9 protein-coding genes are annotated in these 13,557 nt (G+C 70.9%); 1 reads left to right on the top strand and 8 read right to left on the bottom strand.

Annotated elements, in window-relative coordinates:
* Positions 1 to 3: 3 nt before the first annotated feature.
* On the bottom strand, positions 4 to 4,509 hold the full coding sequence (gene gltB / locus C4V41_RS20655) for a glutamate synthase large subunit (protein WP_200824113.1): 4,506 nt from the start codon (positions 4,507 to 4,509) through the stop codon (positions 4 to 6).
* A 259-nt stretch (positions 4,510 to 4,768) separates the two neighbouring features.
* Here gltB and C4V41_RS20660 point away from each other — a divergent pair, with 259 nt between their 5' ends.
* A complete protein-coding gene (locus C4V41_RS20660) occupies positions 4,769 to 6,316 on the top strand; it encodes a bis-aminopropyl spermidine synthase family protein (RefSeq protein WP_235030271.1) in 1,548 nt (515 codons plus the stop codon).
* Between the two features lie 255 nt (positions 6,317 to 6,571).
* Here the strand turns inward: C4V41_RS20660 and C4V41_RS20665 are convergent, their stop codons facing one another.
* The 7 genes from C4V41_RS20665 to C4V41_RS20695 form a co-directional block, all read right to left on the bottom strand.
* Positions 6,572 to 7,225, bottom strand: coding sequence for a hypothetical protein (locus tag C4V41_RS20665; protein WP_103957538.1), 654 nt, complete (start codon positions 7,223 to 7,225; stop codon positions 6,572 to 6,574).
* Positions 7,225 to 7,977: a hypothetical protein gene (locus C4V41_RS20670; protein WP_146103721.1), complete on the bottom strand. Its 753-nt coding sequence runs from the start codon at positions 7,975 to 7,977 to the stop codon at positions 7,225 to 7,227. Before C4V41_RS20670 ends, C4V41_RS20665 begins: the two co-directional genes overlap by 1 nt.
* Positions 7,978 to 8,174: 197 nt before the next feature.
* Positions 8,175 to 9,170 (bottom strand): hypothetical protein, encoded by a 996-nt coding sequence (locus tag C4V41_RS61930; protein ID WP_160150344.1) that lies wholly within the window; start codon positions 9,168 to 9,170, stop codon positions 8,175 to 8,177.
* 951 nt (positions 9,171 to 10,121) lie between these two features.
* Positions 10,122 to 10,826, bottom strand: a complete 705-nt coding sequence (locus tag C4V41_RS20680) for a VIT1/CCC1 transporter family protein (RefSeq protein WP_103957540.1) — start codon at positions 10,824 to 10,826, stop codon at positions 10,122 to 10,124.
* Positions 10,823 to 12,133 carry a prolipoprotein diacylglyceryl transferase gene (lgt, locus tag C4V41_RS20685; RefSeq protein WP_103957541.1) on the bottom strand — a complete coding sequence of 437 codons (1,311 nt, stop codon included), beginning with the start codon at positions 12,131 to 12,133 and terminating at the stop codon, positions 10,823 to 10,825. The genes C4V41_RS20680 and lgt overlap by 4 nt, the downstream gene beginning before the upstream one ends.
* Before the next feature lie 26 nt (positions 12,134 to 12,159).
* Positions 12,160 to 12,924, bottom strand: coding sequence for a DsbA family protein (locus tag C4V41_RS20690; protein WP_103957542.1), 765 nt, complete (start codon positions 12,922 to 12,924; stop codon positions 12,160 to 12,162).
* Complete coding sequence (locus C4V41_RS20695; RefSeq protein ID WP_200824114.1) at positions 12,924 to 13,415, bottom strand: MauE/DoxX family redox-associated membrane protein; 492 nt, start codon at positions 13,413 to 13,415, stop codon at positions 12,924 to 12,926. Before C4V41_RS20695 ends, C4V41_RS20690 begins: the two co-directional genes overlap by 1 nt.
* Positions 13,416 to 13,557 lie beyond the last annotated feature (142 nt).

Raw genomic sequence — 13,557 nt, forward strand, 5'->3', positions numbered from 1 at the left:
CCCTTATCCCTTAACAGCGGCGGCCATGACCGCCTCGTCGATGTCCCTGCCCTCGGCGCGGGCGGCCTCGGCGGCCTCCAGCACCCTCTTGTAGTCGGTCGGCATGATCTTGCCGAACCGGCCGAGCGCCGCGTCCCAGTCGGCCAGCAGCTCCTTGGCGACCGGCGAGCCGGTCTCCGCGAAGTGCTTCTCGACCGTCTCCTTGAGGAACTCGGCGTCCTGCTCGGTGAGCGCCTCGATGGCGACCATCTCGCGGTTGACGCGCTCGGGCCGCAGGTCCAGCAGGTACGCCACGCCGCCCGACATGCCGGCCGCGAAGTTGCGCCCGGTCGGGCCGAGCACGACGACCTTGCCGCCGGTCATGTACTCGCAGCCGTGGTCGCCCACGCCCTCGACGACCGCCGTGGCGCCGGAGTTGCGTACGCAGAACCGCTCGCCCACGACGCCGCGGACGAACACCTCGCCGGACGTGGCGCCGTACAGGGCGACATTTCCGGAAATGATGTGGCCGTCCAGCGGGGCCTCCTCGTGCGGCCGGACGGTGATCCGCCCGCCGGACAGGCCCTTGCCGAGGTAGTCGTTGGCGTCGCCGGTCAGGCGCTGCGTGATCCCGCGCGGCACGAACGCGCCGAACGAGTTGCCCGCCGAGCCGGTGAACGAGATGTCGATCGTGTTGTCGGGCAGGCCCTTGCCGCCGTAGCGCTTGGTGACCTGGTAGCCGAGCATGGTGCCGACCGTACGGTTCACGTTGCGGATGGGCAGCTCCAGCGTGACCGGGGTGCCGTCGTTGAGCGCGCCCTCGGCGAGCTGGATCAGGGTGTTGTCCAGCGCGTGCTGCAGCCCGTGATCCTGCTCGATGACCTGGCGCAGCGTGGTGCCCGCGGGCAGCTCAGGCCGGTGCAGGATCGGCGACAGGTCGAGGCCACTGGCCTTCCAGTGGTTCTCGGCCGCCGTCATGTCGAGCATCTCGACGTGCCCGATCGCCTCGTCGAGCGAGCGGAAGCCCAGCTCGGCCAGGTATTCGCGGATCTCCTCGGCGATGAACTCGAAGAAGTTGACCACGAACTCGGGCTTGCCGGTGAACCGCTTGCGCAGCTCGGGGTTCTGCGTGGCCACGCCCACCGGGCAGGTGTCGAGGTGGCAGACCCGCATCATCACGCAGCCGGAGACGACCAGCGGAGCGGTGGCGAAGCCGTACTCCTCGGCGCCCAGCAGCGCGGCGATGACGACGTCGCGGCCGGTCTTGAGCTGGCCGTCGACCTGGACGACGATGCGGTCGCGCAGGTCGTTGAGCAGGAGCGTCTGCTGGGTCTCGGCCAGGCCGAGCTCCCACGGGGCGCCCGCGTGCTTGAGCGACGTCAGCGGCGAGGCGCCGGTGCCGCCGTCGTGCCCGGAGATGAGCACCACGTCGGCGTGCGCCTTGGACACACCCGCCGCGACCGTGCCGACCCCGACCTCGGCGACCAGCTTCACATGGACCCTGGCCTCCGGGTTGGAGTTCTTCAGGTCGTGGATGAGCTGGGCCAGGTCCTCGATCGAGTAGATGTCGTGGTGCGGCGGCGGCGAGATGAGGCCGACGCCGGGCGTGGAGTGCCGGGTCTTGGCGATCCACGGGTAGACCTTGTGGCCGGGCAGCTGGCCACCCTCGCCGGGCTTGGCGCCCTGGGCCATCTTGATCTGCAGGTCGGCCGCGTTGACCAGGTATTCGGAGGTGACGCCGAACCGGCCGGAGGCCACCTGCTTGATCGCGGACCTGCGGGCGGCGTCGTAGAGACGCTCGGGGTCCTCGCCGCCCTCACCGGTGTTGGACTTGCCGCCCAGCCGGTTCATCGCGATGGCGAGCGTCTCGTGCGCCTCCATCGAGATGGAGCCGTACGACATCGCGCCGGTCGAGAACCGCTTGACGATGCTCTCCACCGGCTCGACCTCGTCGAGCGGGATCGGGTCGCCCTTGCGCAGCTTGAACAGGCCGCGCAGGGTCATCAGCCGCTCCGCCTGGGAGTCCACGAGACCCGTGTACTCCTTGAAGATCTCGTAGCGGCGGGTCCTGGTGGCGTGCTGCAGCTTGAAGACGGTCTCGGGGTTGAACAGGTGCGGCTCACCCTCGCGCCGCCACTGGTATTCCCCGCCGACCTGGAGCCTGCGGTGGGCGTTCTCCACGCGCGGGTAGGCGTGGCGGTGCCGCTGCTCGACCTCCTGGGCCAGCACGCCGAAGCCGACGCCGCCCAGGCGGGAGGTGGTGCCCGCGAAGCAGGAGTCGATGACCTCCTGGCTCAGGCCGAGCGCCTCGAAGATCTGCGCGCCGGTGTAGGAGGCCACCGTGGACACGCCCATCTTGGACATGACCTTGATGACGCCCTTGCCGTACGCCTTGATCAGGTTGCGCACGGCCTTGCGCTTGTCCATCTCCAGGGCGCCGGTGTCGACCAGGTCCTCGATGGTCTCGATCGCCAGGTAGGGGTTGATCGCGCCCGCGCCGTAGCCGATCAGCAGCGCCATGTGGTGGCACTCGCGGGCCTCGCCGGTCTCGATGACCAGGCCGATCTTGGTGCGGGTCTTCTCCTGGATCAGGTGGTGGTGCACCGCGCCGGTCAGCAGCAGCGACGGGATCGGCGCCAGCGCGTCGGACGAGCCGCGGTCGGACAGCACGATGATGCGCGCGCCGTCCGCGATCGCCTTGGACGCCTCGGCCCTGATCTCCTCCAGCCGCCGCAGCAGCGCCTCGCCGCCGCCGCCGACCTCGTACAGGCCGCTGATGACGTACGGGTGGAAGCCGGGCAGGTCGTGCTCGTCGTTGATGTGGATGATCTTGGCGAGCTCGTCGTTGTCGATCACCGGGTACGGCAGCACGAGCTGCCTGCACGACGTCGGCCCCGGGTCGAGGAGGTTGCCCTCGGGCCCGATGGTGCTGGCCAGGGAGGTGACCAGCTCTTCACGGATGGCGTCCAGCGGCGGGTTCGTGACCTGCGCGAACAGCTGGGTGAAGTAGTCGAACAGGAGCCGCGGCTTCTCGCTCAGCACGGCGACGGGCGTGTCGGTGCCCATGGAGCCGATCGGCTCGATGCCGGCCTTCGCCATCGGCGACAGGATGATGCGCAGCTCTTCCTCGGTGTAGCCGAAGGTCTGCTGCCGCTTGACGAGCGCCTCGTGCGTGGGGATCTCGCGCTGGCGGGCCGGCAGCTCCTCGAAGCGGACCAGGCCGGCGTGCAGCCAGTCGGCGTAGGGGAGCTCGGCCGCGAGCTCGGCCTTGATCTCGTCGTCCTCGATGATCTTGCCGCGGGCCGTGTCGATGAGGAACATGCGGCCCGGCTGCAGGCGGCCCTTGCGGACCACGTCCTCCGGCTTGAAGTCGAGCACGCCGGCCTCGGAGGCCAGCACGACCAGGCCGTCGGCGGTCACCCAGAAACGCCCGGGGCGCAGGCCGTTGCGGTCGAGCACGGCGCCGGCCAGCGTGCCGTCGGTGAAGGTGATCGAGGCGGGACCGTCCCACGCCTCCATCATCGAGGAGTGGAACTCGTAGAACGCCCGCCGCGCGGGGTCCATCTCGGTGTGGTTCTCCCACGCCTCGGGGATCATCATCAGCACGGCGTGCGGCAGGCTGCGGCCGCCGATGTGCAGCAGTTCGAGAGCCTCGTCGAAGCTGGCGGTGTCGCTGCCATCCGGGTCACAGATGGGGAAAAGTCGCGAAATATCGCCAGGAATGTGGGCGGACTCCAGCATCGCCTCGCGAGCCCGCATCCAGTTGCGGTTGCCCTTGACCGTGTTGATCTCGCCGTTGTGGGCGATGTAGCGGTAAGGGTGGGCCAGCGGCCAGCTCGGGAAGGTGTTGGTGGAGAAGCGCGAGTGCACCAGCGCGATCGCGGTCTCGTAACGCTCGTCGCTCAGGTCGGGGAAGAAGGGCTCGACCTGGTCGGGCGTGAGCATGCCCTTGTAGACGATCGTCCTGGCGGACAGCGAGGGGAAGTAGACGTCGGCCTCGTGCTCGGCCCGCTTGCGCAGGCAGAACGCGAGCCGGTCCAGCTCCAGCCCCGCGTGCCCGTCCGGGCTTTCCACGAAGAGCTGGCCGAAGTGCGGCATGACGGCCCGGGCGCTCGGCCCCGGCAGGGCGCGGTCGACCGGCACGTCGCGCCAGCCGAGCACGGTGAGGCCCTCCTCGGCCGCGATCTCCTCGATCAGCCGGACGGCGATGGCCCTGGCCTCTTCGTCGCTGGGCAGGAAGGCGATGCCGGTCGCGTACGAGCCGGCGGCGGGCAGCGTGAGCGGCACGCTCGCGCGGTAGAACCCATCGGGGATCTGCGTCAGGATCCCGGCTCCGTCGCCGGTGTCCGGCTCGCTACCCTTGGCCCCCCGGTGATCAAGATTGCACAGCGCCGTCAGCGCCTTGACCACGATGCCATGACCACGGTGTCCCGCGACGTCGGCGACCATGGCGACACCGCAGGCATCGTGCTCGTTGGCGGGGTGGTACAGGCCCTGGGGCTCGGGGAACCCGAGGTGGGCAGCAGGCATTGAATCCCTCCCGTCGTCTTCGTCTGTCTGAACTGCGCTACAGGCGGGGACGACGTTGGCCCTGCTGCATATCGTGGGTAGAGGTTACCCCACCGTGCCGGAATGGTGCCCGCCAGGTCCGCATTGCGAACATTTCCCCCGGTCTCGGCATCCGAACTCTCTATCCCAAACCCCGGACGTGGCCGCCGAAATTCCCGATGTGACCACCGGAATGCGGCACGGGGAGCGATACCCGCGGGACCCTCGATAGGGTTCGCCCATGGATCGTGACGGGGTGGAACGGCTGCTCACCGAGGCCGGGGCCGACAGCAGGCGGTTGCGGCACGCGCTGACCCTGCTGTGCGACGGGCAGTGGTGGGCCCTGGCCGATCTGGTGAGGGAGACCGCCACGTCCCGGCGTACCATCGAGGCGCTACTCCGCGAGCTTCCCCTGGAGCGCAAAGGGGAGAGATTCCGGGTGCCGCTCATCGACACCCCCGCCTTCCAGGACCTGTTCGCGCTGGCACCGCCGCCCGAAGACCCGGTCGGCCACCTGGTCCCCCACTATTCCGCCGTCCTGGAGCGCCTCACCGCGCTCGTCGCCGGCGCGCCGCGCGCCCGCCACGTGCTCGACCACGTCTCGGCCACGCCGGAGACCGTGCTGCGGCGGGCGCTGCTGCTCGGCGCCCGGTTCTGGCTGCCCGGCGCGCGCCTGCTGTGCGTGGGCGACCACGATCTGACCTCGCTGGCCGTCAAGCTCGTCCATCCCGAGACCGACGTCACGGTCGTCGACATCGACGAGCGCATCCTGGCCTACATCGACGAGCAGGGGCTGGGCGTGCGCACCCGCTGGGCGGACCTGCGGCTGGGGCTGCCCACCTCGGCGCGGGAGCACGACCTGGCGATCACGGATCCGCCGTACACGCCGGAGGGGGTGGGGCTGTTCGTGGCGCGGGCCGTGGAGGGGCTGAAGGACGAGGGGCGGGTTTTGCTGGCGTACGGGGCCAGTGAGCGTACGCCGATGCTGGCCCTGAAGGTGCAGCAGGCGCTGGCCGACCTCAACCTCGCGTACGAGGCCATTCACCCCGACTTCAACCGCTACTTCGGCGCGGAGGCCATCGGCTCGGCCGCCGACCTGTACGTTCTGCGCCCCACCACCAAGACACGCCCGGCCGTGACGTCCCGGCTGAGCCGTCAGGCGACCGCCATCTACACCCAGGGCCCGCAGTCCGTCGAAAGCACGCCTTCGGCTCCCAGCGGGGCTCTTGGGGCTCTTGGGGGTTTCGAGGCCGGCCTGCTGGTGGGCGACTGGCCCAAGGAGCTCACCCAGCCCCGGGCGCGGCTCTCGACGTGGCTGGCCAAACCGCACGCCGCCGCCCCCGACCGGGTCGCCGTGTCCCTGCCGCCCGGCCTTTCCGCCACGCTCCCCCGCGTCCTGCTGGCCACCCGCGCTTCACACGTCCGCGTCCATGTCGCCGACGCCCTGCCGGGGCTGCCCGAGGTGCTGTCCACCGTCTACTCGCTCACCGAGGCCGAGGGTGTGCTGGACGCCGTACGCCTGCCCCAGCCGGACGGCGACGCGGCCGTCGTCCTGCGCAGGATCCTGGACAACGGGCACGCCAAGCTGGCCAACACGTGGCGGGAGGCCCTCATCGCGGTGGCCCGCAACCAGGGCACGGCCCTGACCAAGAACGAGGCCCGCACACTGATCCGCGAGGCCGCCCCCTGGTCTGACGACGTGACCCCCCTGGATGCCTCCCTCCACCACCTGTCGGCTCTTCCCGCGGCCGTCACCACCACGGTCTCCGCCCTGACCACAACCACCTGACACCTTCACCGCAGCTACAGGGCACCGACACCGGGGTACCTCAAGCCCGTCGGCGAGGCGCGGCCGGAGCCGGGGGCCGGGCATCAGCCAGGCGCCTTCAGGACAGGCGCTGAGCCTGGGTCGGCCAGGCAGCCTCCAGGGGACCACTGCGCCGAGCCTGGTCAGCCAGGCGGCCCTTAAGCCCCTGGAGCAGGTGCTGAGCCTGGTCGGTCAGGCGGCCGCTGAGGACCCGTGCCCCGTCAGCCAGGTCGCCAGTCAGGTGGCTGCGACGATCCGGCTCTGGACCACTCGCCCGAGGCCGTCGAGCGCCACGAGGGCGGTGGTCAGGTCCGGCGCCTTCTGCTGCACGGGGGCCGTCGCGCCGGCCCAGCTCACCGTCACGTAGTGGCCCATCGCACGAACCTGGGCACTGCTCCCGGCGGCCTCGAACACGACGTCCTGCTGTCGTACGAACCCGTCCTTGCCCAGCGCCGACACCAGCGCGTCGGCCGCGCGCCCGTCGCCGAGGTTGAAGATGACGAACTGCCCCGCCATCGCCCCGCCCTTGTACGAGGCCCGCAGCGCCTGCGTGCAACCCGCCGCCGAGACGCCCCAGAGGACCTCGTCGCAGTCGGTGTACGCCTGGCTGCCCGCCAGGGTCATCCCGCCCAGGTTCTGGGTGGCCGGGGTGAAGACCTCTTGGAGGGTCAGCGGGGCGGCGTCGTTCTGACGGCTGTCGATGGCCGCGTAGAAGGCGGAGGTGGGCTCGGCGCGGAGGGTGGCCGGGCGGGGAGGGTCAGGCCACAGGAACCACCAGCCGGCGACGGCGAGGACCACCACGACGGCCACGATGGAGATGAGCAGACGGCGCGACTTCGGACGCGCGTCGTCGTCTCCTGTGCTCTCGACCGTGTCGGTACGGGAGGACATCAGGACGACGGCCCGGTGATGGTGACGACGCGGCGGTAGAGGGCCTTCTCCGCTCCGCGCAGGGCCAGGGTGAGCGAGACGAAGTCGTCCTTGGGGGTGGGCTCAGTGCCGTCGGCCCGGCCCAGCCACACCAGCCCGACGTAGTGGCCGAGGGCGTAGCCGCCCGCCTCGGAGTAGCCGCCCGCGGGGAAGGTCGCCTTGGAGGAGGCCAGGGGGCGCGCCCAGCCGCCCCGGTGCAGGGTCTTCAATGACTCGACCAGTTCTGAGGCCGATTTTCCGTCTTTCAGGTTGAGTAACGTGTACTGGCCGACGTAGCGGCCGTCTGAGCTGGCGTACAGACCGCGGGCGACCTGCGTACATCCGGCGTCCGACACCTGTTCGACCAGGCGCTGGCCCCACACCGCCCCGGCGCAGTCGGTTTCGAGCTTCTTGGCGACGAGTTTGAGCTTGAGCTTCTTGCTGACGACGAACTCGCTCTGACCGAACACCTCTTTCTCGGTCAGCGCCTTACCGTCCTTGGTCCGTTCTGTGAGGGGGTCGAACAGCTTGGGCGAACTCCATCCACGGAACACCTGCGGCAGCGCCGCGTCGGGCCCCACCACAGTGGTATCGGCCTGCCGCTCCGGCGCGTATTCACCGATGGACGTCACGACCATCACCAGCCCCACACCCGCCGCCAGCACACCGATGACGGTGACGATGATGACGATCAGCTTCTGCTGCTCGGGCCGCAGCCCAATGTCGGTGAGCACCGGGAACTGCCAGTCGGACTTGGGGGTACGGCGCCGCTTCCGCGACCCGCCCTCCACCTGCCCGGCATCACTTCCCCCGGTGGCCCGCCCAGGATTCCGAACCCCGGCATCCTCCGGCCACTGCCCGCCATCACCGACCTCGACGGCCCATTCGCCACCATCGTCATCTCCGGCCCGGCGACGCCCCGCGAGCCCCATCAACCGCCCGCGCTTACCCCCGCCACCAGCAGCTCGTCCACCACTCCGCCCACCTTCGGCCCGCCCAGCACCATCGGCTCCCGCAGACCGCCCAGCCTCGGACCGACCCGCTTCGGACCGACCCGCTTCGGACCGACCGGCTTCGGGTCGGCTGGCTTCGGACCAACCCGTATTGGACCGACCGGCTTCGGACCGGTCAGCGCCGTCGGCTCCTGTGGACCGACCCGCTTCGGACCGACCGTCACCGTCGGCTCCTGCGGACCGGCGCGCCGCTCTACGGCCCCTGCCGGCAGGCTCCGCCCGCTCATCGGCAGCCCCCGAGTGACCGCGACCACCCGCTCCCGCCGACCGATGGCCACCCTCGGCTCCCGTCGATCGACGCCCAGCATCGCTTCCCACCGACTGACCGCCGTCGGCTGCCGCCGCCTGACCGGCGTCGCCGGTCTCCGCTGACCGCGCCGCCGCCCTACGGCCTCTACCGGAGGCCGCCGACCGGCCGCCAACGGCTCCTGTCTCCTGACCGTCACCGGCGGCACCCGCCGATCGACCACCGCCGGCGCGGCGGCCCGACCGACCATCGTCAGCACGCGCCGACCGGCCATCGTCCGCAACACCCGCCGCCTGACCGTCACCGTGCGCCCCAGCCGCCTGCCATCCACCACTCGCAGCGCTAGCCGACCGGCCGCCCGCAGCCGACCAACCGTCGCCGCCAGTGCCACCGGCCGACCAACTGTCGCCACCGGCACCTGCGGCCAACCGACCATCGCCACCAGCGCCCGCAGATGACCAGCCATCACCACCAGCACCACCGGCCGACCGACCGCCGCCACCAGCACCGGCAGATGACCAGCCATCGCCACCGACGCCACCGGCCAACCGACCATTGCCACCGGCACCATCGCCCGACCGGTCATCGCCACCGGCACCATCGGCGGACCAGCCATTGCCTGCGGCGGCCCAGCCGCGCCCATCGGCGCCCATTCCAGGACGGCCACCGCTGGCCCCTTCTCCGGTGCCGCCTTCGGGGCCTGTGACCTGCCAGCCGAAGGCGTCTGTGCCCGCGGCCGACCGGCCGCCGAGGTCCGCGTTCCCGGCCTGCCAGCCACGGCCGTCCGGGCCGGCGATCTCCCAGCCAAAGGCATCGGTACCCGCGACCGACCTGCCCCCGGCATCCGCGCCGCTCCCAGCCCGCCGATCGCGGCCATCCCCGCTGGCGGCCTGCCAGCCACCGCCGTCCGTGCCCGCAGGCTGCTGACCGCGATCATCCGGGCCGGCGCCACGCCGACCGCCGCGCCCGTCCGTGCCTGCGGCCTGGAGACCGTGACCGTCCGCGCTCGCGGAATGCCAGCCAGAGGCATCCGGACTCGCGGATTGCCAGCCATGTCCGTCCGTGGCCGCAGCACGCCGGCCGCGGCCATCCGTGCGCGCGGCGCGCCGACCACGACCGCCCGTGCCCGACGCCAGACCGGCACCGTCCGCCGGACGGCTACGGTCTGCCGCTTCCCAGGCGCCGCCGTCCGGGTGCGCCCCGGAACGGCCATCAGTGGCTGGCCAACCACCGTCCGCGCCACCGGCTTGCCAGCGGCCTTCCGCGCCGCCGGTCTGGCGGTCGCTGAGCCTGTCACCGACCTGGCGGCCATCGTCCGCGCCACCGGCCGGCCATCCGCCGCCCCTGTCGCCGGCCCGGCGGCCATCGTTCCTGTCACCGACCTGGTGGCGACCGTTCCTGTCGCCGGCCGGGCGGCCACCGTCTCCGGTCGGGTGGCCACCGTTCCGGTCGCCGGTCTGGCGGCCGGCGTCTCTGTCGTCGACCTGACGGGCGTCCGAGGGGGTCGCGTCCCAGCCGGTGCCGTCCGTGTTCGGGTTAGAGCGGTTGCCCCTCGACCGGCCCGTGCCGGAGGACGAGCGGCCGTTGCTGGAGCCCGATCCGGCTCTTCTCCTGGCCATCACAAGCCCGACGCCCCGATCAGGTTGCCGACGCCGAAGGTGACGGCGGCCGTCCCCGAGCCCACCAGGAGCTGCCGTAGCCCGGAATACCACCAGCTTCGCGCCGTCACGGCCGACACCAGCGCGCCCGCCGCGAACAGGGCCGCGCACGACACCATCGCCGACACCCCCAGCCCCGTGGCTCCGAGCAGGTACGGCAGCAGCGGCAGCACCGCCCCCACCGCGAACGACAGGAACGACGACACCGCCGCCACGAGGGGCGACGGCAGGTCGCCCGGCCCCACGCCCAGTTCGTTGCGGGAGTGGACCTCCAGCGCTCGGTCGGGGTTCTGGGAGATCTGCCTGGCCACCTCGGCGGCCAGGCCGGGCGCCACGCCCTGGTCGGCGAAGCTCTGCGCCAGCTCCGCCTGCTCCTCCTCGGGGTGCCCGGCCAGCTCACGCCGCTCGACGGCGATCTCCGCCTGGGCGAGCTCCCGCTGGCTGGCCACCGACACGTATTCGCCGCCGGCCATGGACAACGCCCCGGCCGCGAGCCCGGCGACCCCGCCGAGCGCGACGACCTTCGTGTTGGTGGTGCCACCCGCGACTCCCGCGATCAGCGCGAAGTTCGACACCAGGCCGTCCATCGCGCCGAACACCGATGGCCGCAACCAGCCTCCGGTGACGTCGCGATGATGGTGGTGGGCCTCCGCGCGACCGCTCATCGCGAGTTCTTCTCCTTCTTCACGGCTGCTTCTTCGGTGTCAGCGGTCTGCGCCGCCGCCGCTTCAGCGTCAGAAGTCTTCTCCGCCGTCTGGGGCGCAGGGGTCTCGGCTTCCGGCTCCTGGGCCGCGGCGGTCTCGGCTTCCGCCTCTTGAGCTGCGGGGGTCTCGGCTTCAGGCTCCTCGGTCGCGGGCGCCTCGGCTTCGGATGCGGCCGGCTTGGACGCAGACGCCTCAGGCTTCGAGGTCGCGGCCGCCGCGGTCTCGTCTTCAGCGGTCTCGGCCCCGGCGACTCCGGCCTCGGCCGTCTCGGCTTCGGCGGAGGCGGCCTCAGCCGCCTCGGCCTTGGGCTTTTCGGTTTCCGGTGGTGCGGTCGCTTCGCCGGACTCGGCCGGTGCCACCGCGGTCTCCCCGTCGGTGACATCGGAGGTCGCCGGATCCGCCTGACCCGACGAGTGCGCCGGATCCGGGTCTTCGGACGGCGGCACCAGGACCTCGACCCCGTCCTTGTTCCTGGTCGCCCAGAAGTAGAAGATCGCCCCCAGGAACAGCACGATCGACGTCCACTGGTTGATCCGCAGCCCCAGGAACAGCACGGCGTGGTCGACCCCGCCCACCGGGTCGATGCGCAGCCCCTCGATCCAGAAGCGGCCGAGCGTGTAACCGGCGACGTAGAGGGCGAACAGCCGACCGTGGTGCAGGGCGAAGCGCCGCCCCACGAGGATGAGCACGAAGCCCAGCGCCACGTCCCACAGCGACTCGTACAGGAAGGTCGGGTGGTAGAGGACGCCGGGCTCGCCGCCGTGGTCGAGGTCGATCTCCAGGCCCCACGGCAGCGTCGTCGGCGAGCCGTAGAGCTCCTGGTTGAACCAGTTGCCCCAGCGCCCGATGGCCTGCGCGAAGGCGATGCCGGGCGCGACGGTGTCGGCGATGGCGCCCATGGAGATGCCGCGCTTGCGCACGGACAACCACACGCCGACGCCGCCGAGCGCGATCGCGCCCCAGATGCCGAGGCCGCCCTCCCAGATGAACAGGGCCCGGTAGGGTTCCTTGATCGCGCGGCTGCCGAAATAGGTCTGCCAGTCGGTGATGACGTGGTAGAGCCGGCCGCCGATCAGGCCGAAGATGACCGCGGGGACCGCGATGTCGATGATCGTCCCCGCCTGGCCACCACGGGCGCGCCAGCGGCGCTCGCTCAGCCAGACGGCGACGATGACGCCGAGCACGATGCATAGCGCATAAGCCCGGATCGGGATGAATCCGAGATACCAGACCCCTTCGGAAGGGCTGGGAATCGAGGCAAGGGGCATGTCAGGTGAGGGTAGCGGAAGCGAGCCTACTTAGCCGCCTCGGTAATCGCATCGCGCAGTTGCGACGGGCTGAAGAGTACCTGATTGTCTATTTCTGTTCCGTTCAGTTTCACCGTCGGCGTGTGCGTGAGCTTCTGCTCGTCCCCGACCTTCTTGCTGTACGCGAGATGCGCCGACGCGTGCTTCTCCGACGTCACACAGGCATCGAAGGCCCCGTCGGTCACCCCGGCCTGCTTGGCCCACTGCTTGAGCTGGCCGGGCAGGAACCCCTGCTCGTTCTCGGGAGGCTGGTTCTCGAACAGCAGGTCGTGGAAGGCCAGCCACTGCTTGCCGTCTGCGACGCACCGGGCCGCGTTGGCCGCGCGTACGGAGTTGGCCTTGGTCGGCTCCTGGGAGAAGATCGTGATGGGATGGAAGACGACCTTGGCCTTGCCCTCGGCGGCGAGGTTCTTGAACGTCTGCCCGTTGACCCGCTCCAGCTCCGCGCAGGCCGGGCACTGGAAGTCTTCGTAGATGTCCACCACCGGCTTGGTGACGCCGCTCTTGGCCATCACCGCCGTGCCGTCGGGCTGCACCGTGACCGGCGCCGCGGCGCCGGAGGCCTCCTCCGACTTGTACGTGCTCACGTTGTACCACCAGCCGGCCCCCACGGCGGCCACGGCGACCACCCCCGCGGCCACGTACGTCACCAGCCGTTTGCGCTTGTCGCGGGCGCGCGCGGCGGCCTGCTGCTCCCTGATCTTCTCGCGCGCCGACTGCGACTTCGTCTTCGTGCGCTCGCCCTTGCCCATCAGTCCTCCTCCAAGTCATCATCGACCCCGGTGTCGTCACCGGTGTCGCCCCCGAGACCGAGGGCCCCGTCGAGCGCGAAGCGTCCCGGCGGGAAACGGGCGGCCCAGACGCCCAGCAGCACGAGGCCGAAGTCACGCAGGATGTCGAGCAGGTAGGTCGGCTCCTGCCCCTTCCCGAGCTGGCCACCGCCGCCGAAGCAGCCGCAGTCGATCCGCAGGCCCTTCGCCCACGCCCAGCCGATGCCGAACACGAACGCGAGCATGAGCAGCGCGGCGATCACCGCGGCCACCCTGGTCAGCAGACCGACGACCAGCAGCACGCCGACCACGATCTCCAGGATCGGCAGGGCGTAGCCCACCGTGACGGCGATCGGCTCGGGCAGCAACTGGTAAGCCTTGACCGCCACGACGGAGTCGGCCGGGGTGCCGATCTTGAGCGCGCCCGCGACGATCAGCACCCCGCCCAGCACGAGCCGGGCGGCGGTCGTCACCCAGGGTAGCGCCCATCTGGCGTTCGGTGACGATGGTGACGCGGCCACAACTGTTCTCCTCTGTCTCTGCGCCGAAAAGCGCACAGTACCGGGATCCCATGTGACCACGGGGCGAATAAGCATTCGCTAAGGCAGGTCAGCG

This window comes from Nonomuraea solani (assembly GCF_900108335.1).
GTDB lineage: Bacteria > Actinomycetota > Actinomycetes > Streptosporangiales > Streptosporangiaceae > Nonomuraea > Nonomuraea solani.